The sequence below is a fragment of the Bifidobacterium sp. C0047B3 genome (genome assembly GCF_056590535.1).
The window spans coordinates 204,953-227,291 of sequence record NZ_JBWPWH010000003.1; the positions used below are offsets into that span (position 1 = coordinate 204,953).

17 protein-coding genes, 1 tRNA gene and 1 riboswitch are annotated in these 22,339 nt (G+C 43.9%); of the genes, 6 read left to right on the forward strand and 12 right to left on the reverse strand.

Features of this window, described 5'->3' with window-relative positions; translation table 11 throughout:
- Window positions 1–366 precede the first annotated feature (366 nt).
- The 3 genes from AC1EKT_RS04705 (at window position 367) to AC1EKT_RS04715 (ending at window position 4,542) form a co-directional block, all read left to right on the forward strand.
- On the forward strand, window positions 367–1,644 hold the full coding sequence (locus AC1EKT_RS04705; protein WP_415687970.1) for an acetyl-CoA C-acyltransferase: 1,278 nt from the start codon (window positions 367–369) through the stop codon (window positions 1,642–1,644).
- 128 nt (window positions 1,645–1,772) lie between these two features.
- Complete coding sequence (locus tag AC1EKT_RS04710; protein WP_481616075.1) at window positions 1,773–3,131, forward strand: hydroxymethylglutaryl-CoA reductase, degradative; 1,359 nt, start codon at window positions 1,773–1,775, stop codon at window positions 3,129–3,131.
- A 34-nt stretch (window positions 3,132–3,165) separates the two neighbouring features.
- Window positions 3,166–4,542 carry a hydroxymethylglutaryl-CoA synthase family protein gene (locus AC1EKT_RS04715; protein ID WP_481616076.1) on the forward strand — a complete coding sequence of 459 codons (1,377 nt, stop codon included), beginning with the start codon at window positions 3,166–3,168 and terminating at the stop codon, window positions 4,540–4,542.
- 325 nt (window positions 4,543–4,867) lie between these two features.
- Here the strand turns inward: AC1EKT_RS04715 and AC1EKT_RS04720 are convergent.
- Together AC1EKT_RS04720 and serS are read right to left on the reverse strand one after the other, a co-directional pair.
- Window positions 4,868–4,952: transfer RNA gene (locus AC1EKT_RS04720), tRNA-Ser, on the reverse strand.
- Window positions 4,953–5,200: 248 nt separating this feature from the next.
- Entirely contained in the window at window positions 5,201–6,487 is a 1,287-nt protein-coding gene (gene serS / locus AC1EKT_RS04725; RefSeq protein WP_415683345.1) for a serine--tRNA ligase, read from the reverse strand.
- Between the two features lie 106 nt (window positions 6,488–6,593).
- Here serS and trxA point away from each other — a divergent pair, with 106 nt between their 5' ends.
- The 3 genes from trxA to AC1EKT_RS04740 all read left to right on the forward strand — a co-directional run bounded on the left by trxA (window position 6,594) and on the right by AC1EKT_RS04740 (window position 9,944).
- Entirely contained in the window at window positions 6,594–6,935 is a 342-nt protein-coding gene (gene trxA / locus AC1EKT_RS04730) for a thioredoxin (protein WP_415683344.1), read from the forward strand.
- A 182-nt stretch (window positions 6,936–7,117) separates the two neighbouring features.
- Window positions 7,118–8,104, forward strand: a complete 987-nt coding sequence (locus AC1EKT_RS04735; protein ID WP_415683343.1) for an aggregation-promoting factor C-terminal-like domain-containing protein — start codon at window positions 7,118–7,120, stop codon at window positions 8,102–8,104.
- A 244-nt stretch (window positions 8,105–8,348) separates the two neighbouring features.
- Window positions 8,349–9,944 (forward strand): MDR family MFS transporter, encoded by a 1,596-nt coding sequence (locus tag AC1EKT_RS04740; RefSeq protein ID WP_415683342.1) that lies wholly within the window; start codon window positions 8,349–8,351, stop codon window positions 9,942–9,944.
- A 63-nt stretch (window positions 9,945–10,007) separates the two neighbouring features.
- Here AC1EKT_RS04740 and AC1EKT_RS04745 read toward each other — a convergent pair whose 3' ends face one another.
- The 10 genes from AC1EKT_RS04745 to AC1EKT_RS04790 all read right to left on the reverse strand — a co-directional run.
- Window positions 10,008–10,718 carry an HNH endonuclease family protein gene (locus AC1EKT_RS04745; RefSeq protein ID WP_419398940.1) on the reverse strand — a complete coding sequence of 237 codons (711 nt, stop codon included), beginning with the start codon at window positions 10,716–10,718 and terminating at the stop codon, window positions 10,008–10,010.
- Window positions 10,719–10,769: 51 nt separating this feature from the next.
- Window positions 10,770–13,325, reverse strand: a complete 2,556-nt coding sequence (locus tag AC1EKT_RS04750; RefSeq protein WP_481616077.1) for an ABC transporter — start codon at window positions 13,323–13,325, stop codon at window positions 10,770–10,772.
- A 143-nt stretch (window positions 13,326–13,468) separates the two neighbouring features.
- On the reverse strand, window positions 13,469–14,572 hold the full coding sequence (locus tag AC1EKT_RS04755; protein WP_481616078.1) for a LacI family DNA-binding transcriptional regulator: 1,104 nt from the start codon (window positions 14,570–14,572) through the stop codon (window positions 13,469–13,471).
- A 13-nt stretch (window positions 14,573–14,585) separates the two neighbouring features.
- Window positions 14,586–15,329 carry a ribonuclease HII gene (locus AC1EKT_RS04760; protein WP_481616079.1) on the reverse strand — a complete coding sequence of 248 codons (744 nt, stop codon included), beginning with the start codon at window positions 15,327–15,329 and terminating at the stop codon, window positions 14,586–14,588.
- An 80-nt stretch (window positions 15,330–15,409) separates the two neighbouring features.
- On the reverse strand, window positions 15,410–16,198 hold the full coding sequence (lepB, locus tag AC1EKT_RS04765; RefSeq protein ID WP_481616080.1) for a signal peptidase I: 789 nt from the start codon (window positions 16,196–16,198) through the stop codon (window positions 15,410–15,412).
- 28 nt (window positions 16,199–16,226) lie between these two features.
- Window positions 16,227–16,592 (reverse strand): 50S ribosomal protein L19, encoded by a 366-nt coding sequence (rplS, locus tag AC1EKT_RS04770; protein WP_415687960.1) that lies wholly within the window; start codon window positions 16,590–16,592, stop codon window positions 16,227–16,229.
- A 237-nt stretch (window positions 16,593–16,829) separates the two neighbouring features.
- On the reverse strand, window positions 16,830–18,344 hold the full coding sequence (locus AC1EKT_RS04775; RefSeq protein WP_480033517.1) for an ABC transporter ATP-binding protein: 1,515 nt from the start codon (window positions 18,342–18,344) through the stop codon (window positions 16,830–16,832).
- Between the two features lie 80 nt (window positions 18,345–18,424).
- On the reverse strand, window positions 18,425–20,173 hold the full coding sequence (locus AC1EKT_RS04780; protein WP_421790190.1) for an ABC transporter permease: 1,749 nt from the start codon (window positions 20,171–20,173) through the stop codon (window positions 18,425–18,427).
- A 186-nt stretch (window positions 20,174–20,359) separates the two neighbouring features.
- Window positions 20,360–20,506: a hypothetical protein gene (locus AC1EKT_RS04785; protein ID WP_004574037.1), complete on the reverse strand. Its 147-nt coding sequence runs from the start codon at window positions 20,504–20,506 to the stop codon at window positions 20,360–20,362.
- Window positions 20,507–20,615: 109 nt separating this feature from the next.
- Window positions 20,616–20,772, reverse strand: a riboswitch (M-box (ykoK) riboswitch).
- 363 nt (window positions 20,773–21,135) lie between these two features.
- A partial coding sequence (locus tag AC1EKT_RS04790) for a hypothetical protein (RefSeq protein ID WP_481616914.1) occupies window positions 21,136–22,339 on the reverse strand: 1,204 nt, incomplete at its 5' end.

Sequence of the window (22,339 nt, forward strand, 5' to 3'; positions counted from 1 at the left end):
CTGAACACAATTTTTCCAGCCTCTCAACATGTTAAACACAACACAAAACTCATAGACTCGTTGAGTTTGTTACGAAAGTGCGTGGTTTACTAAGTGCAACTAGAGTATCGAAATTAAGCTGCGGTGGGGTGTGTGGTAGGAAGAGTGCTTGGTGTGGCGTGTGCAGCAGCACGGATGTTAGTGTTCTCTAAACAACAAGTAATCACTTTTCACAGAATACATAAACTCACTGAAGTAAGTCTAATTGTGAAGGAAACGAGAAAAATTTTTCGCAAATGGTAATTTTGTCGAAAAATACGATAAAGTAGTCCGGTTGGTATACTTCAACACGTATTGCAACAAACAATTGATTAGGTGGCTAAACATATGACTGAAGTGGTGATTGCAAGCGCTGTACGTACGCCTATTGGCAAATTCGGCGGCAGCTTATCTTCGCTTTCCTCAGTTGATTTAGGAACAATCGCAGCAAAAGCAGCAATAGAACGCGCTGGAATTAGTTCACACGACGTGGATCAAGCTATTTTTGGAAACGTATTACAAGCAGGCAGCGGACAAAACGTTGCTCGCCAAATTGCGTTAAAAGCAGGCTTAGATACTTCTAGCTGCGCAATGACGATTAACGAAGTATGCGGATCCGGTTTAAAAGCAGTGCGCTTAGCACAATCCGCAATCGTTATGGGAGATGCGCAAGTTGTTGTTGCAGGCGGCACTGAAAGCATGAGCAACGTACCGTTTTACGCAACTAATTCGCGATTTAGCGGACACAAATACGGGAATTTTGCGCTTATTGACGGTTTGCAACGAGATGGCTTAAACGACGCTTTTACTGGCGACGCAATGGGCGTTACTGCAGAAAATGTTGCAGCAAAATTTGGCATTACTCGCGAAGCACAAGATATTTTTGCACTTAAATCTCACCAAAAAGCTGTTGCCGCTATTAAAAGAGGCGATTTTGCTTCTGAAATTGTGCCGGTAACGCTTGCAAACGGAACTGTTATAGCGCGAGACGAACATCCTCGAGAAGATACGTCCTTAGAGCAGTTGTCGAAATTGCGCACACTTTTTAAAGCGTCGGGAGAAACTGCGGACGCGACTTGCGAAGTTGGCGAGAACGAAATTGGCGAGAACGAAGTTTGCAAGCACGAAGTTTGCAAGCACGAATCGACTGTAACTGCCGGAAACGCAAGCGGAATTAACGACGGAGCTGCAGCTCTAGTGCTTATGAGCAAAGATTACGCGCAAGCGCACGGAATTGAATATCTTGCGCAAATTGTGGGATTCGCAGAAGGCGGAATCGACCCAGATTTAATGGGATATGCTCCAAAGCATGTGATGGAACGCATGTTAAATGCGACCGGCAGCAACGTTGACGACATTGACTTATTCGAAATAAACGAAGCGTTTGCAGCGCAAAGCATTGCTGTTTCGGAGCAACTTCATATTGACGAGTCAAAGCTGAATGTAAGAGGTGGGGCGATTGCGCTCGGTCATCCGCTTGGCGCTAGCGGAGCTAGGATTTTGACGACGCTTATATACGCTTTGCGAGATAGCAATAAGTTGAATGGAGTTGCTGCGCTGTGCGTTGGCGGCGGAATCGGCGTTGCAATGCAAGTTAGAATGCGAAGCGATCAAGCCAGAATCTAAAACTATAAAGTCAGAATGCAAACAACCAAGTCAGAATGCAAAGCGATCAAGCTAGAATGCGAAGCGATCAAGTTAGAACGCGAAGCGATCAGAAGCATTCGTAGTCTACAAATCATGAGGTGATTTCGATGACTGCTTTTCGTGAATTAAGCGTAGAAAATCGCATAAAAACCTTGCAAAATGAGGGCGCAATTAACGAGGCTGAAGCGGCATTTTTGCTTAAACAGTTTGCGGAAAGTTCTGATACTACAATTCCTGCAGACGTTGCAAATCATATGATTGAGCATCAAATTGGAAAGTATACGCTGCCGGTTGGCGTTGTGCGTGGGCTGATTGTGAACGGCGAAGTGCGTGACGTGCTGGTTGCAACTGAGGAGCCCTCCGTGATTGCTGCTGCGTGCAATGGGGCGAGGATTGCGGCGGAAACTGGTGTTGGATATGCTGCGGAGACTGGTGTTGTATACGGAATTGTAGCAAACTCCCCACAATACGTGACTACAGCGCAAATAGCTTTTGAGGACGCTGACGGGAGCGTGGCGGCGCGCTTGCACGAGATTGTTGAGGATTGTGCAAAGGTTGCAGAGCTGTTGCGCATTGCAAACGAGTCACACCCATCAATGAGTAAAAGGGGTGGCGGCGCGCGAAAATGCCGCGATTCAGCTTTGCACGGCTTCGCAAAGCTCGAGATTGACGTAGACACATGCGACGCAATGGGCGCAAACACAGTGAACACTATGGGCGAAGCCGTCAAAGCCCAGCTGGAAAGCTGGCTCGGCGTGCAGGCGCTAGTTGCAATACTCACAAACACCAGCCGCGTTGCCACCACAGCAGAAGTGCATATACCGGTTGAAGCACTGGCATCCAGGCGGCTGGAAGACTCTGAGCGAGAGCGCGAAGGAAAGCGCCTTGCGCGCCGAATCGCGGCATTGAGCGCGCTTGCCGCCAGCGACCCTGCGCGCGCCGCCACGCACAACAAAGGAATCCTAAACGGCATTGCAGGAGCCGCGCTCGCGTCCGGAAATGATACGCGAGCGCTAGAATCGGCAGCACACGCGTGGGCGGCGCGCTCAGGTCGCTACCTACCACTGTCAAAGTGGAACACCGAAACTTTAAACGGAAAAACCATACTCCACGGCAGTATTGAAATTCCGCTACAAATCGGCATTGTCGGCGGCTCAATCTCATCGCTTCCAATGGCAAAACTCGCGATCAAAATCGGCAAATACAAAAACGCAAACGACTTTAGAAATACGCTTGCAGCTCTCGGTTTGGTGCAAAATCTTGCGGCTCTTCGCGCACTAGCAGGCCCTGGAATTCAAGCAGGTCACATGGCATTGCAGTCTTCAAACCTGGCAATTGCAGCAGGTGCCAAAGGTGCAGAAATCGCAGAAATCACGCATAATATTTTGCAACTTAGCCCTGCAGAAAGAACTACAGAAAAAGTTACGCAATTACTTCAAAAGTTACGAGAATCAAGTAAAAATTAAGAAAAATTAAGAAAATTTAGGGGTTTTAGGACAAATGAACACACAAAATACCGAAACATCAGCAGCTGCAACAGCCACAACCAACGCAACATCAACAACCGCAACCTCCGCAACCAACGCAACCACAACCTCCGCAACCACTCCCCTTGCCGTCGGCATCGACCGCATCTCCTTCGCAACTCCGCACTATTACCTAAACCTCGAAGAACTGGCGGAACACCGCGGAATCGACCCTAACAAATTCACAATCGGAATCGGTCAAAGCGAACAATCTGTGCCACCAAATCACCAAGACATCGTCACTCTCGCCGCACAAGCTGCGCTCCCACTGCTACCACACATCGATAGCAATCGCCTCAAAATGCTAATCGTCGGCACAGAAAGCGGCATCGACGCAAGTAAATCGAGCGCTCTATACGTTCAAAATCTGCTAAAACTCACGCCGTGGGTGCGCTCTATTGAAGTAAAAGAAGCTTGTTACGGAGGCACCGCGGCTTTGATGATGGCATGTGACTACGTGCGCGCGCACGCCGAAAAAAATCCGCAAGTGCTTGTTATTGCAGCCGATATTGCGCGCTACGGTCTTGCTACACCTGGCGAAGTAACGCAGGGTGCAGGTGCTGTGGCAATGCTTGTGAGCGCGAATCCGCACGTGCTTAAAATTAACGACGATAGCGTTGTGAAATCCGATGATATTCAGGACTTTTGGCGACCTGTTTACCAGGACACTGCGCTTGCTCGCGGAAAGTTTTCGACTGAGCAGTACATACAATTTTTCTGCGACGTGTGGCAAAAGTATTGTGCGCAAAACGGTTGTAATTTCAACGATTTTGCCGGATTGTGCTTCCATTTGCCGTATACGAAAATGGGTTTGAAGGCGCTTAAGGCTGCGATGGATTCTTGCGATAATACTTGCGCTAATTCTTGCGCTGATTCTTGCGATAATTCTTGCGATAATAGCAACCTAAGCGAGTCGTCGCGCAATCGCTTACTTTCGCGCTACGAAACCAGCACGAAGTACAGCCGTCGCGTAGGAAACATCTATACGGGTTCCCTGTATTTGGGATTGCTGTCCTTACTTGAGTTAGACGAATTTACTTGCGAAAATAGTGATCTTACTGCACTTAAAAGCGGCGATAAGATCGGTCTATTTTCTTACGGTTCCGGCGCTGTTGGTGAATTTTTCAGCGGCACGATTGCGCCAGGATTTAGAGATGCGCTGTTTGCGCGCGAGCATGCGGATATGCTCTATTCGCGTGTGCGTTTAAGCGTTGCTGACTACGAGGAGATGTTTGAAAGCGTTGCGCCTTATGCTCCGGAAGATTTCGAAAGCAGCACGTCTTACCGCGAAGGTGCGAACTTCTTCCTTGACGCAATCACTTCTCAAGAGCGTCATTATTCCGCGCGCTAAAAGCGAGCGCGTGCACGTTTTGATCGTATTCTCGTGCGCAACCGACCATTCCTTTACAGCCATGTAAAGTTTCTGCCGCTTCTTGCCACGCACCCGACCGTTCCTTTACACCCGTGTAAACTTTCTGCCGCAATCCCACGCGCATCCGACCGTTTCTTTACACCGCTGTAAACTTTCTGCCGTTTTATCGCGCGCAAACGACTTTTCCTTTACACCGCTGTAAACTTTCTGCCGCCTTATCGCCCTTTCCCGTCAATCGAGACGCAAGCTCGGCGAATTAAAAAAGCCTAAAGCAATTTCACATGCTTTAGGCTTAGTTAATTCGCGGATGAGGCGAGATTCGAACTCGCGGTAGGTTTCCCTACAACGGTTTTCAAGACCGTCTCCTTAGACCGCTCGGACACCCATCCATTTGTGCACGAAAGCAATCAAATTGCCGCTTTCAACGCACAAGTGGTAAGCATATCATCACGTATAGAACGCAACACACAAAAGCAACACACAAACACAACACACAAACACAACACACAAACACAACACACAACACCCAGATTCAAAAAGCTTATCAACTAAAAACAAAGCCCAGGCAATTTCCCGGGCTTTGTAGTTAATTAAACGGTTTTGTTGAAACAAACGCCGTGTTTATGCACGAGCAAACTCACGCTTCCCACTTAGTAGGCTCAATGACTTCCTTGCCACCCATATAAGCTTGCATAGCCTTTGGAATATCAATCGAACCATCTTCATGCTGATGATTTTCCAAAATAGCTACAAGCCAGCGAGTAGTAGCCAAAGTGCCGTTAAGCGTACTAACTGGGCGAGTTCCACCATCTTCCATACGTTCGCGCACATTCAAGCGACGAGCCTGATACTCAGTGCAGTTAGAAGTAGAAGTAAGCTCACGGTAGCGACCCTGAGTTGGAACCCAAGCTTCGCAATCAAACTTACGAGCTGCAGAAGAACCAAGGTCACCAGCAGCAGTATCGATAATGCGGTAAGGCACTTCCACCTTAGAAAGCATTTCCTGCTCCATACCGAGCAACTTTTGATGCTCAGCGCGAGAATCTTCCTGCTTGCAATAAACGAACATCTCAACCTTATCGAACTGATGCACGCGGATAATACCGGAAGTATCCTTTCCAGCAGCACCAGCTTCACGACGGTAGCAGCTCGACCAACCGCAATAACGCAAAGCACCATTGCTTAAGTCAAGGATCTCATCCTCGTGCATGCCAGCCAAAGCAACCTCGGAAGTACCGACCAAATACTGATCATCTGGTTCGCGCAAACGGTAAATCTCGTCCGCATGAGAATTCAAGAAGCCAGTTCCGCGCATTACTTCCGGGCGCACAAGCGTTGGCGTAATCGCAAGCGTAAAACCGTGCTCTTCAGCTTGATCGACAGCCATAGTAAGCATTGCGATTTGCAAGCGAGCCACAGCACCGCGCAAGAAGTAGAAGCGAGAACCTGCAACCTTCACGCCGCGACGCATATCAATTCCAGCAACGCCAGTTCCAAGAGTCAAATGATCCTTTGGTTCGAAACCTTCTGCTGCAAAATCACGAGGCGTACCAACCTTCTTAACTACAACGTAGTCGTCTTCTCCGCCTTCTGGCGCTTCATCTTCAACGATGTTAGAAAGCTTCCACATTGCTGTAGTGTAGTCGGCAGTTGCTTTTTCGGATTCAGCTTTGTATTCCGCAACTTTCGAAGCTAATTCTTTAGTTTCGGCAATAAGCGCAGCCTTTTCCTCCGCGCTAGCTGTTGCAACCTTCTTACCAATAGCTTTTTGCTCAGCGCGAGCCTCTTCAAAAGCCTTAAGAGCATTACGGCGCAAGTCATCGTTGCGCAATACTTCATCGACGAGCTCAACGGATTCACCACGCTTGCGCTGCGATTCCTTAACTACATCGGCATGTTCACGAATAAATTGGATATCAAGCATGACTCCTAGCCTAGTGCCGCAAGACGACAGATAAGCGCACTATCGGCAACTTTATGCAAGGCGACACATATAATAGAGCAAATACGCAAAATATTGAGGGGGTAATATGGCAGCAATACATGCTACTACAGAAAATTTTGAGAAAATTGCTTCGACAAATGAAATAGTTGTTGTCGATTTTTGGGCAACTTGGTGCGGCCCATGCAGGTCTTTCGGTCCTATTTTTGAGAAGGTCAGCGAAAAATATCCCGAAATTCCTTTCGTAAAAGTTGATATTGACAAAAGCAACGAGATTGCTGAAGCTGCTCAAATCCAAGCTGTTCCAACAGTAATGGTTATTAAACGCGGCGAAGTTATTTATAGACAAGCTGGAGCATTACTAGCTTCTGATTTGGAAGATTTAGTTGAACAAGCTAAATCTTACGAATCTGATGATTCTGAATCCTGATTTATGGACTATGCCATGAGATATAATATGTGAGGTTTTGCATATACGTTTTGCGCATACGTTTTAACGCGCGTTTCTAATGTTTTATTAGTTTACGTTGCTAGCGTGCGCAAGTACAAAGCGTTCGCAAGCACAAAGCGTTTGCAAACACAAGAGGAGTAATTGCAGAAATAAGGAGGGTTATGGCCAGTCACCGTAAGCATACTGTTACGCTTGGTTCACTCAGTTTACGACAGTGGGCTAGAGTTAGCGCTGTTATTTTAGGCTTCATTGCTTTGGTGATACTTGGTTTTGCCTCGCGAGATTTTTACGCTTCGTCTAAAGGTCACGCTGTTCAGGTTACTTCTTATTCGGCAACCGATTCTTCGCAAGTTTCTCGTAGTGCTAGCCGTCGCATGTTGCATGACGGCGCAACTTCATACGTTAACGTTGTTATAAATGGTCACCATCGTACTATTTTGGGCAATAATTTCACTGACGTAAAATCCGTTCTCGATGCCGGAGATATCACTCTTGAGCCACACGATGTTGTTACTCCATCTCTTACAACTAAAGTTAGCGAATCAACTGTTATTACGATTAATCGCGCAGGCGCAAAATTAGAAAATTCCGACGACCCAATCGCGTTTAACGTCGTTAAAAAGGAAACTGCTGCACTTCCAAAAGGTACTGAGAAGGTACAGAGTGAAGGCGCTAACGGCGTAATGGAAACGGCAAAAATAGTTACTCGAGCTAAAGGAAAAATAGTTTCTTCTAATATTTTTGCTTCTTATGTTAAAAAAGCTCCAAAAGATAAGGTTATTCTTGTTGGAACTGGCGGCTCTTCCGCAGGACTTGGCTTAGCTGCTTCTATCGGCACGACTGTTCCTGCTGGCGAGATGCAACAATGGGCTCACGATTGGCTTATTTCTAACGGTTATAGTGAAGCTGATTTTACTGCAACAGTATTTATTATTTCGCATGAATCTGGTTGGCGCGTAAACGCAATGAATCCTTCGGGAGCTTACGGTTTGCCTCAAGCTTTGCCAGGCTCAAAGATGGTTTCTGCCGGAGCCGATTGGGCAACTAACTATCAAACTCAGCTCCGCTGGTTCTGGAATTATTGCAATGGTCGTTATGGCTCCATTCAAGGCGCTTACAATCATTGGCTTTCCTACCACAGCTACTGATTAGAATCAGTCTAAATATCATTGTTTTGCGCAAAATAAATTTTTAAATAACTTTTGTTTTGCGTAAATTAAGTTTTACAATTTTTCGTTGTAATAAATAATAGATTCGTTGATATAGATAAGAGAATAGACTTAAGTCGATTGACTTTTGTCACCTACACTTAAAAATAAGCTTAAAAAATACACTAAAAAAGAAAATACGCTTAAAAATACGTTTAAGAACAAAAAAGGATGTTTTATTTTGATGCACTCAACATGGCTGTCTAATAAAAGCCAAAATCTCAGCCATGCGCTAACAGGCGAAGAAGCATACAATAACAATCGTCTTACTCGTCCTGCTTTAATTTCTCTTGCTATTCTTACGTTTATTACATTTATTGGCAATTTCGCACAATTACAACTTACTGCAGCATTGCCAACAATAGTTCAAGAATTTGGCATAAGCGTCACAACTGGTCAGTGGCTTACTTCTATTTTCCAGCTGATTATGGCAATTATGGTTCCACTTACAGCATTTTTAACAAGACGCTTTTCTACTCGCCAAATTGTTATTACATCCATGTCGCTTTTTACTTTTGGCTCCGTACTTGCATGGCTTAGTAGCGACTTTATGATGGCACTTGTTGGCAGAACTCTTGAAGCTATTGGCACTGGCGTAATGTGGCCTGTTTTACAAATTACCGTATTCTCCGTCTACCCCGTTACTCGCAGAGGTATGGCAATGGGAAGCGTTGGCATGGCTATGAGTATTGCTCCAGCAATCGGTCCTACTATTGGCGGTTTGCAAACTGATATTAACGGATGGCGTTCTATTTTCTGCTCTCTTACTATTATCGGAGCAATATCCGTCGTTTTGGCAGTATTTTTCTTGCATAATTTTGGAGAACACGATCCTAACGCGCACGCTGACTTCTTCTCGGTTGGCCTTTCGGTTATCGGCTTCGGCGGGCTCATGTTTGGATTCACTAATATTGAAGGATGCGGAATTTCCCACCCATTATCTTGGGCTCCTATGATTATTGGCGCTTTTGGAATTGCTTGGTTTGTTATAAGGCAGTTGCGAGCGCAAAAGCGCGGTCACACTCCTCTTCTTGGTCTTAATGTGCTTAAAAACCGCTACTTTATGGTGGGCACTATTTGCGCTTGCCTTACATTTTTTGCTTTCAGCTCAATTATGGTGCTTATTCCGCTTTATATTCAGTCGGATCGTGGTTTTTCAGCAACTATGAGCGGCTTAATTCTGCTTCCTGGAGCGTTCGGCATGGCGATTTCGCAGTATTTTGGCGGTCGTATGCTAGATCGCTTTGGAGTGCGCCCAGTTGCTATGGCAGGCTCTATTATTCTGTTTTTTGGCACTGTAATGATGAGTCTTATTGATATGGATACGTGGATTTGGTGGATTTCCATTTGGCAGTTTACTCGCCAAATTGGCATGGGATTCTTGCTTATGCCAATAACTACGTGGTCGCTTAATTGTTTGCGTAAGGAAGAGCTTGGCGACGGTTCGGCTGTAACTAATACTATGCGTCAGCTTTGGGGCGCTATTGGAGCACCTGTTTTAGTAGTTACAATGACAGTATTAACAACTCTTCACCATTCTGGCACAGGTCACGCTGCCGATGTTGCTGCTAGTATTTTCGGAGTTCAATGGACTTTGCGCATTAGTGCTATTATTACAGGAATTATGGCTCTTATCGTTATTTTTGGAGTAAAGGGCGAAGGCACGGGTTCTGCTCACAATCTTGCGCGTAGAGCTATCGATCGCATGCGTGTATTGCATATTCCTCATTCAGCAGAGCATCACGACGTAATGCACGATCACACTCATAATCATTACTAAACGCTTATTAAACGCTTCTAAAGCTTACCAAGTGCTTTATTAATACTAAATTGAGCGAAATCCTTACTTTGGTAATTTTTGTGCAGAACAATTATGCAATACGCTTTGCATACTCTGCTTTTCTTCGCGAGTTACAGTTAAACCATATTTATATTTAACAGCTATTTGCCTAGCAACATATTCGCACCTGAAAGTTTTGTTTGAAGGAAGCCAGTAAGCTGCGGACGCGGAACCTTTTTCTTGATTAGCAGCTCCCTCAACCGCGAGTAGGTTCATCATATCGTTGCCAAATTTTAATCGTTTTGCACGATTCCATTTCCATGCTCCAGATTCCCACGCATTTTGTAATGCAACAACATGATCTATTTGAACTAATGCACTGGTTTTTCGCCCACGCACGAAGTTAATATCTTTGCCAGTATACGGATCATGCAGCAAGCCAGAACGCACTTGGCAGGATCTTGCATACTTGTATTTCACATTTTGTAAATCACGCGCTAAAACGTCTTCCCTAACGTCACATCCGTTACCGTCATCGTCAGTAGTACGATATCCGAATACTTGACGCTCGTACCCGTAACGATAAGGCTTAGATATACGCAATTTTTTCAATGCTTGCGCAGCTTCTCCGCTTGCTTCATATTCTCCTGTAATTTTCCCAACGCTACTGTTTATTTTAGGAAGCAACAAGCCGATAACAATTCCACATAAAACAGCAAACAGCAGCATCCAAAACAGCGCAAGAAACTGCCTCTTATTAAAACGATTACGCATGTTCAGTCCCCCAACCCAACTTATGCATATTCTACATTTTTTAAATCAACGTTAGTTACTGCTTTTAACTCTCATAACAGACGGTATTCTTTGTAAAACAACATCTACAACTTGCTGAATCATAATTACAAGCAAAACCATTGCCATAACTGCATAAACCGTGCTCCATGCTGGAATATTAGCTGGCACTGGATGAATAGTGTGAGAAACAACTAGTGCTGCTACAGAAATGCTAATTAACGATATAGCAAGAACAAGCGCCGACATGCCTCCACTTTTACGAGCCAAACGCATTCTTTGTTGAGAAACTTTGTGCATTGAAGAAACCATTCGATTAACGCAATGCTCACCTTGCCTAAATGCAAGTACTTCATCGATACCAAGCTCAATATCACTTACTTCATTCTCAACTTCATGTTGTTCAATGCGCACTTTATTTGCAATATGCTTAGAGCGTATAAGCAAGTATCGAGGAACAATAAACATAATAAATACGCACGAAGCAATAGCTACATAAGACAAATTCGCATCGAAATAGTACAAAACAACCATAAGAGGCACAACTGCAAATATCATTCCAACATTCATGCTGATATGCGCTTTATGCCAACGTTCGTGATGCATATCTATACCTGCAAATGTTGTAACAAGAGTTAATGCACGAACTGCCATACAAGCAACAGCAACAATCACGCACTGTTGCATTACAAAACCAAATATTGGACGTCCTGCAACAGCAAACATTGCCGAAACAATAGCAACAGGAATACATACTGCAGAAACAAGATTGAGAGCAGTACTAAACATTGATATAAAAGCAAAAATAGCACGTTTGAGCTTTGAAACTGTTCGCACTTCATAAGTGTAAGCAATACTTGCAATAGAAGAAATATGCTTGTTTTTATTAGAATCTTGCTGAGTTTGCTCAACGTTTTGCGAGTTTTGCGAGTTTTGCGATTCGTTTAATTCATTTAGTTGCGTAATATTTTTAGAACTATCATTAGCAACATGACGATACGATTCTACAGTTGCTATTTCGTCAGTTGAACTAATACCAGCATCATTTGGCATTAAAACTATTACATTCGCATAACGCGCTATGCGACGCAATATTTTAACAATTTCTTCAGCTTCATGATTGCTAATATCGCATTGAGAATAATCAAAAACGTATACTCTAGTATGTCTTAAAATTGCTCTAGCAAGAATAATGCGACGCTTTAAATCTTCAGGATTATAGGATGCTTCAGGATTATTAAGAAGCCTATCTATAGGCATATCTAGACCGTCGTAATCTGCATAAACAACACCATCTATTCGCACAGCTCGCAATGCATCCCACATTGCAGTAGTCGTAGCTGTTGGAGCAGCCAAAAGTAAGTTTTCTCGCAATGTTGTGGAAAATAGATGACTTCGCTCGCTAACTATAGTAACAATATCTGCTAAAGCTGCAGAACTTGCATCGTTCAACGACAAGTAAGATGCACTATCGTTTGCGTCAAATACTTCAGAAACTACAAATGGAGAAACGTCGTCTTCATGAATATCATAACGGTCGCTATAAGAAAGCAATATGTCAGCAGATTTGTTAAAACCTGTTCCAGAAAGTATTTTCTCACGCATAACATGATGATATTTGCTTGGAATAACTTGCAATTCACCGGATTTTGCAATTATCGATAAACGCTGAGCTTCATTAGTATTCGCATTATTTTCCGAAATATTGCATCGCATACGCAAAGCGACATTGGTGGAACCATCAGGCAAAGATAGTGTTGAACCATCGTCACTAAATGCTATTGGAGCAGGAGAATCAGTAACCATCTTCAACAATGCTTCAACATGATCCAAACCATTAACAGCATGTTTAACTACATGCATATTCTTACCAACAATTCTCAATGGTTGAACGCTTAACATTAGTAAAGGCATTGTTAACAGGGCTGCAGCAAGACCTACACCTTTAACAGAAGATAACCAAACAGTTGCAACAATTGCGAGTCCAGCAACAACATATGCAAATAATGCACTTACGCAACGCCACGATACTGGGCTTAGTACCAACGAGAATATAAGAGAAGCAACATTAAACAATGCAGCTAATGCGCAAATTCCAGCTATAGCAGGGTTAACTGTAAATAATACTGCAGAAACAACTACAGGAACAGGAATAGCTGCAATAATTTGTGGAACTAAAGAAGCAACAAAACTTTGTATTGCAAAAATATCTTCATTTACGCGCAAAGAAGTAACGTAATTAGAATCTTCAACATCCGCAGAGCGTAGAGATAGCATTGCATGCAACATTTTAGGACGCAAACGCATAGCTATTCGCGACTCAATTTCTGCACAAACTGTACACGACCAATAAAAAACTGCGTATTTCAACAAAATAATCGCAACTAAAGCAATAATGTAAGACGTAAATTCAACAGAACTCATTAAAGAAGTTCCAGTAGAACGAACAGGTCTTAATACTGGAGACAACATCCCAACGCAAACGTAGACAAAAGCTATATTTACAAGATAAGAAATCGCAAGACACGCCGACCTTAAAACAACTAGATGCTTAATTCCTGGCACGAACGCAAAGCAGCGATTTATCATCTCCTGATCCTTTTCTTTATTCCATATTTATTCAAAACCAACACACTCCCAACTGATGTTAAGATTACGCTTCACACACACCATCAACACGCCGGCATCCGCGTAATTATGCTGATTTTAAGCCATTTTGCCGCAGCGCAAAATTATCTCAATACTGCACCAATAGAAGAGCGCAATTTTAAGCTGGCAGGTATTTGACCAACTCCATGAGACATATCTGGGAATGCTGGCTCAGGCCCATGATTCATCAATCTCAAAGCTTCACGCACTGCCAACGACCCTAATTGCTGCATATCTAGACTTACAGTTGTAAGAGGTGGGAAAAAATCACTTATTGCCGGAATATCGCCAAAACCAACAACACTAATATCACTTGGAATTTTCAAACCGTGCTCATACAAGGAACGCACAACTCCTACTGCCTGCTCATCGCTTGAAGCAACAATAACAGTCGGCAACGCAATACCATCTATGCCAAATTTCTCAATCATATGATTCATTCGCGCATAGCTTTCAGAAGACTTCCACGAAGTACATTGCACAATATGCGAATGAATACCTTGAGCAGTTGAAAGTGAACGCCATGCAATTAGTCGCGTTGCAGCACCTCTCCATTGCGAAGGACCTGCTATATAAATTGCATTTCGATGTCCATAATGCGCAATAAGTGACACAATATCGTTCATTGCGCGAGATTGATTAATACCAATCATTGAATACTCAACGTTGCTATGAGAACGCAACATATTCATGCCTTCATGCGCGCTTATTGCACCATGAGTAGCAGTAACGCATACGCACGGCTTAAGAATACGCGTACGACACAGTGACGTAAATATTGCGTCTGTTGGAGCGTCAATTATTAATCCGTCGACATTTTGCTCTTCAAAACTCTCACATAAATCTTGAATATCACTTTGTTCGCATAACGCTTCGTTGACCATGCTAACAGAAAGAAAAAGACCGCGAGATTTTGCTTGCGCTTCTATAGGAGCAATAATGTTTCGAGATGTTCTATTTTCTGCACCAACGATAAGCCCTAAAGTACGCGATTTCTTAGTTGCTAATGCGCGTGCTGAGTTACTCGGATAATACCTAAGCTGCTCAATAACTCGCAGAACTTTAATTCGCGTGCTAGCAGAAACATCAGGAGAATTATTAATAACGCGAGAAACAGTTTGATGACTTACACCAGCAGCGTGCGCAACATCGATCATTGACACGCGTTTTGCTTCATTTTTCGCCATATATACCCCTCGCTTATAAATGCCAAGACAGTCTATGCAAATCGCTAGGACCTACTTTTTTAATGGCATTGCGATGAGCTAAAGAACCGTAACCCTTATTACTTGCCCAATCGTAGGCTGCATATTGCGGATTTTTAGCAAGAGATACCATAAGATTATCCCTAGTAACTTTTGCCAAAACTGCAGCTGCAGCTACGCTCGCGCACTGTCTGTCTGCTTTTACTAAAGTATGAACTTTTACAGGCTCAGGAACGTAAGGAGCGTCAAAAGTATTTGCGACTTTGTCAATATAATCGCAAGGTCCATCCAATATTGCTGCGATACGAAAGTTTGAATTTGCACCCAACTTCGCACCCGAATCCGCATTTACGCTAAAACTTAGCTTTTTAATATCTTCCTCAACTTTAGAAATTGCTTTTAACGCAGCGACACCAAGCGCATAGCTAATACCCCACTCATCAATTTCTGTGTTAGTGCAAGACCCGACTGCCCAAGTTGTACACCATTTTTGCAACGGTTCATAAAGCTCTTCTCGACGCTTTTCACTAAGCAATTTAGAATCAGCTAAGCCTTCAGGCATATAGTTTTCTTTTACTTGTTTAATTCCAATAACTGCAGCTCCTACCATCACAGGACCTGCAAGAGAGCCTCTTCCTACTTCGTCAAGACCAATAACCCAATCATAGCCTTCGCAAAGCAGATCTTTCTCATATTTAAACGATGGAATAAGCGGTATATTGGATGATTTATTTGGCATAATTAAAATCAGTAGATACAAGTCGTGCTAACACAATTTCGTTAATACTAATTGCGTTGATAACAATTGCGCTAATACTTTTATTTTGCAGGACGATCAGGCACATCTTTAAAATCATCATGGTGTTCGTCTAAAAGACCAATTCGATCAAGCGGCCACGATCTAAACACAGCAACGCCCTCGATTTTGGAAATCGGAACTAAGCCATCATCGCCATCATTGCGATGGTATCGTGAATCTGCAGAATTAGAACGATTATCGCCCAAAACAAACACGTGACCGGCTTTGACTTTTACTTTAAACGGAAAAGCACTCGGGTCAACACCAGGACGAATATAGGAAGATTCTCGTATTGGAACACCGTTCACAACAATAGGCTGCCCAGCGCCTTTACATTCAACAGTATCTCCAGGCAAACCGATAAGACGCTTAATTAAATCCTTGCCAACAGCACCGGAAGAATTTTCACCACTCAACCAATGTGCAGGATCCTCAAAAACAACAATATCTCCACGTTTTAATGGGAATAAGCGCGGAGTTAGCTTAGTCGTAATAACATAATCGCCAATATGAATAGTATCTAGCATAGAGCCAGAAGGAATTGTGTAAGCTCCAAATAGGAATACACGAATAAGTATCACTACTAATACTGGAATACCGAACCATGTTATAGCATCGCGCAAAGTTAGGCGGTCATTTTTAGCACGCTTAGAATGTGCAAAATGCTTACCTTTTTTATTTTTGCGCTTAAACATGCGAGAGCCGGAAGGTAAATCTCCTTCCGGCTCTGGTGGAACCGGTGAAGGATCTATACCATGACCCGCTACTGAAACGATATGAGTATCGCTAATTTGCGTGTCATCAGTCATAACAAATACCCTTCACATAAGTTCTATTTTACTTAGCAGAGTTATCGCGACGCTCAGCAATACGAGCAGCCTTACCACGCAAAGCGCGCAAGTAGTAAAGCTTAGCGCGACGAACGCGACCGCTACGAACCAGCTTAATCGAATCGATAGCTGGAGAATGGAGTGGGAAGCGACGCTCAACACCAGTTCCGAAGCTCACCTTACGAACTACGAAAGTTTCACGCACGCCAGCACCCTTACGAGCGATAACAACGCCGGTAAAGGTCTGAATACGAGAGTTATTACCTTCCTGAATCTTCACGTTGACGTCAACGGTATCGCCAGGACGGAAAGCTGGAATTTCTTCAGCAGCCTTAAGATGCTTAGCATCAAATGCTTCTACAGCATTTACCATAATATTCCTCCATCGCCGCCGCATATCGACGCATAGTAAGCGTTAGCAACAAATGTGCTACGCAAATCTTTCCCCAAAAAGTTCGCTTTTTAGGGGGCTTCCGATCCGCGCAATCTTAAATAAGAAACGACTAGACCTAAAAGATAAAAGAACTATGCGGCATCCCTTTATCGAAAGCATACAAGTACCAAATTTATGCTCAATAATGGACATTATTGAGCATAATTCCGCACTATTTCAGCGCACAACTCCATCGAGAGGAGCAGTTTCAACTGTACGAGTCAACTCGTCATCATCAGCGTCATAATCAAACAACTCGCCGTAACGACCCCAGCTAATTGCAATATCAAACTGCTGACGTGCCAAAGCATCCGTGTGCTTACTGCGCAACAAATCCAAAATCAGCTCACCACGAAGCTTTCCGTTACGATTCCTACTCAAAGCTTGATCAATTGCGTGCACAAGAGGCGCATGTTCAATCGCAAGACGAGCAAAAACTTGCTTACTGTGCAAAATATCGGCATTATGCCACTCTTCACCCTCAGAAGTAATAGTAATATGACCGTTTTCTGCAGTGAGCAAATTAAGCATCGTGCCAGCATCGACAAGTGGGAACAAATCATCAATCTCAAACGACAAATCAGCTGCCAAATCAGCCAAATCAATGCCATCTGGGCTTTCAGAAATCACGTCAAGCAAACCAGCCATACCACCTGGTGTAGCGTTTGGAAGCAAACGAACAGCCACAGGTTCTGCCTTTGCCTCACCTGCTTCAGCTTCATCCTCACTTTGCTTATCTTCATCTTCATCGTCATGGTGGCGCTGAATAAGCATATCTGCAATTGCTGCAGCTTCGTTATCTTCAGCATCTTCATTAGTTGCATTATTTGCTTGATCTTGAGAATCAGCATCTTCGCAAGCGTCTTGCTCTGCAGTGCTTTCTGGAGCAGAACCAGTCAAAATAGCATACAGATTATCAACCATCGCTTCAAATTCAGCACTGTGCTTATCTCGAGGACGAGGCAAATCAACATTCACATCAGCAATTAAGTGACCTGGATGAGATCCAAGAACCACAACGCGATCAGCCATTTGCACAGCTTCTTCAATATTGTGCGTCACAATAAGCACAGACTTAATATCTCGCTCCTCGCTAGACCACAGCTTAAGAACTTCCTGACGCAAGTTTTCTGCAGTAAGCACATCGAGAGCAGAAAATGGCTCGTCCATAAACAATGCATCCGGTCGTAGCACCAACGCGCGCGCAATACCAACTCGCTGACGCATACCGCCGGAAAGCTCCTTAGGATACGCTGTTTCAAAGCCGTCCAAACCGATTGCGTCAATTGCAGCTAAAGCAAGCTCAGTACGCTTTTCTTTACTAACGCCTCTAGCACGCAATCCAAGTTCCACATTGTCTTGTACGGTAAGCCACGGCATAAGAGCGAAGGTTTGAAATACGATTGCAACCCCTGGGTTTGGGCCTGTCAGCTCGCGTCCGCGGTACGTTACAGTGCCTTCTGTTGGCTGCACAAGACCAGCCATTGTGCGTAGGAAAGTTGATTTTCCAGCACCAGAGCGTCCCAATATTGCAACGATTTCACCTTCGCGAAGAGTGAAAGAAATATCGTGCAAAACGTGCTGAGTAGTGCCACTGTCAGAAGTGAAGCTTTGACTGATGTGCTTTGCGTCGATAATATCGCTTGTAATTGAGGATTGCACTTTTTTTGCATTGCTATTTAAAGTATTCATAATTTTGCCAATCTTTTTCATAAAATTTTGTTATTTTAAGCGATTTATTAGTAAATTTTATTAGTCGATTTGTTAGTCGATTAATTCAATACGTAACGTTTTTCGGAAATACGTTGCATTGGCGACCAGAATAATCGGTTGCTTAAAACAACAATCAAGCTCATAACAGTTACGCCAACTAAAGTGCGCGCAGAATCTCCTAAAGTGGTTGCATTAGTAATATATGCACCCAAACCCTGAGTTTCCATGTGGTTCTTTCCATATTCCACAATCTCAGACACAATCGAAGCATTCCATGCACCGCCTGCAGCTGTAATACCGCCAGTGCACCATGAACCGAAAATAGACGGCAAAATAAGCGTCTTCCATCGCAAAGTACGATCCAAGCGGAAGCTGCGCGTCATTTCACGCAAATCATCAGGAATAGCACTAGCACCTGCAATAACATTGAACAGAATGTACCATTGCGTGCCAAGAGCCATCAAAATAATGCTTCCCCAACCAAGATCAATATGCCAAGCCATAAACCAAGCCATAGCAAACGGGAATATGAAGTTTGCTGGGAAGCTAGCAAGAATTTGCACTATAGGCTGCATAATACGCGAAATCTTAGGATTCATGCCGATTACAACACCAACAGGAACCCAAATAAGCGAACTTATTAAAATCAACGCAGCAACGCGCATAAAAGTGATGCCACCAAGCATGCCTGCAGTAATAAACTCATGCAAACCTGCAGTTGTATACACAAAGTAAAGCATATGAGCAGCGCCAGCAGCCACAATAATTATCATAATAACGTTAAATACCCAATCACCAAGCTTATGCTGAGCAGCCTTATGAGGCCACTTGGAGCCTGTGCGACCGAATGGGCGCGTTACTTTTTCGAGCCACTCGCGAATTGGCAAAAACAGTTTACTAATAACTTCATCTGCATGAGAGTGACGAATAAGAGTCAAAATAGCACTGTGACGCTCATTATCAGATGCGCTTTGCGTAATGCGGAAACGCTCAGCCCAAGCTGTAAGCGGTTTCCATAAGAAGAAGTCAAGTGCCAAAACAACAATCACCATCGACACAATAGCCCACCAAATAAGACCAAGCTTATTTTCGGCAGCAGCTTGTGCCACAAAACTACCGATGCCAGGAAGAGCGTAAGTGTGATTATTTACGGAAATCATTTCCGAAGCTGTAAGGAAGAACCATCCGCCTCCAACAGACATCATGCAATTCCAAAGCAGCGGAATCATTGCGTTAGGCATGTCTAGCACCCAGAAACGTTGCCAATGCGTGAGTTGCAAACTACGAACTGCCTCATCCAGTTCCTTTGGCTCGCTGAGCAGTGAACGGTGGAACGAAAAAGTCATATTCCATGCTTGACTCGTAAAAATAGCAAAAATCGAAGCGGCTTCAACACCAAGCATCGATCCAGGGAAAATTACCAACCAAATAGTGACAGTTGCCGAAAGGAAGCCAAGAATTGGAACTGATTGTAAAATATCTAGAAGAGGAATAAGCACCTTGCCAAGCCTACGACTGCGAGCTGCAAGAGAGCCATAAACAATAGTAAAGATAAGAGATGCAACTAATGCGATCAGCATGCGAAATACTGAGCGCAAAGTGTAGTAAGGAAGATTGATTAAGTCCGTGGACACCTTAGATGGTATGCCACTTGGACCAATCGGTTGATTTATGCGTTGAATAAGGAAGGCAGTTACACCAAAAACGGCAATAATGCCAACGCACACAATAATATCCGACCAGAAACGAGTGTTCTCGTCGACTTGCGCACCTGCGCTTTCTTTGCGCGAAGTTGTAAATACGGTCATAATAAAGTCCTCGAATATTTAGATTTTCGTAAATTCTTTCGTAAATATCTGCGTAACTTTTCTTGTGTAAATTCTTGCGTAGCCGTATCACCATTGATTACGTTACAGGCGCAAATAACTAGAACTCACGTTTTAACTTCGCAAATTATATTTCGTAAATTATATTTCGCAAGTTGTATTAGCAAGCTATATATTTCGCAAGTTTTGCAACCTAAATTCGGTGATTGCCGGCTTCATATATTCAGGAGGAACATCCGAACTACTACTGCCAATAGTGTCGGAGCCTTCATCAGTACGAGTACTAGAATTATGGCTTTTACTGTCATGTTTCACGGCAAATCACCTCCTTAAGTTAGTGCGCTGCCGGCGCAAATCTTCATCATTGAATCGGAGGTTTACAAGATAACAGAGGCGCATCAAAACACACAAATGCATGTTAAGCGTGCCACGTCGTTCAAGCTTCAGCTTCGCAGGGCGGTGGCGTTGCATTAGTCGAAGCCTTGAATTCGACAACGACTGTTAACCAGCGTGCAGTGTCTCCACTGTGTTGCGGCAGCAACCCGTATCCCCGTGGTAGCCTTACCTACCGACCGTGCTTATTATAAATTATTGTTGCACTTGTGTCAATGCATCAAAACACATTGCAATTCTGCAAAAGGCGCAGCTTTATGATTTAAAAGTAGGATTTTAGGCAATAAAAAAGCTTTCGGCTTTGAATGAGCCCCTAGTAGCTCAAACAAAACCGAAAGCCAAACACACTCAACAGCAGAAAAAGCAAACAAGAACCAGCAAATGCTGTGAAAAAAGGAATTTTAGCAAAACAGCATAGCCAGCAAAACAAGCAAACTTAAATCCGCCAGAGCAAAGAGCCCTACACTCTATGCCATTGTTGAGTGCAAGATTATTGTGGTGAGCGCATTCATATTTGAAATACGCTCACCATGCACATTTAGCGCTTTAGCTTAGTGACGGATCTTGCGAAGAGCAGCACCCATGCCAGCAAGCACAGAAGCAGCAACAGCAGCCATAGCTACAGCAGCACCACTCTTAGGAAGCTGAGCGGCAGCAGAGGCAGATGCACCGTTTGCGTCAGCGGAAGCAGCATTGTTCTTCTTGTTGTTCTGCTGAGCAGAAGCCTTGGTATCCTTACCCTTCTTAGCAGCAGCCTGAGCAGCAGGACCGAAGTCGCCCCTCTCAGCAGCAGCAAAAGCTTCCGCAACACCTGGAACAGGGTTGAAGGTCAAATCCAAAGGATCAGCAGTCACAAGTGGTGGCAACTTAGAAGGATCTACACCAAGCTTAATAGCCTCATTGTAGACATCCTTGTAAGCCTTGTAAGCATCATCGTAATCAGCCTTAGCAGCCAGAGCCTTATTGTAAGCATCATTGTAAGCATCCTGAGCCTTATTCTGTGCATCAGTTGCGCGAGCCACATGAGCATTAGCACGATCTACAGCATCAGCTAAACGCTGTTCCTTAGCAGAATCCTTCACACCAGAAGCTTCGAATGCATCATAAGCACGCTGAGCAGCATTAGCAGCAGCCGTACGAAGCAGGAACTCAGTCTGAGCCTTATGCAAATTATCCGCAGCAGTACGATAAGCCTTCTTAGCCTTAGCAAGAGCATTATCCTTGTTATCTAATACATGCTTAGCAGCGTAAACGCGATCAATAACTTCATCCTTAGGATCAGGATCTGGGGTAGAGCAGGTATTCTCAAATTCCAAAGCGCGAAGATACACATTATGCAAACGCTCTGCTTCATTATGCTTTGGAGTGTAAGCAGCAAGAGCAACAACATAGTCATTAGTAGCATTTACAAAAGCAACAGTAGCAAGGTACTTTGCTCTATTAGCTGCGGTAACTTGAATGTCATTCATCTTAAGCTTGCCTTCGTTGCCATCCTGCGTATACATGGTGGAATCAACGTCAGTGCCTGCTACTGGCTTAGTACCTGGATTAGCTGGAACTGCCTTCTTGGCATCTTCCCAATCCTTCTTAGCCTGAGCAGTAACAGCAGCATTCTTGCTCTTAAGAGGCTTTTCAGCTGGGCAAGTATCTGGAACAGTAACCTCAGCCATTGCTGGAGCAGCAAAAGCGAAACCGGAGAGGAGGGTGGCGCCAGCAGCGAATGCGGCGATAGCCTTCTTATTCAACATAATATTT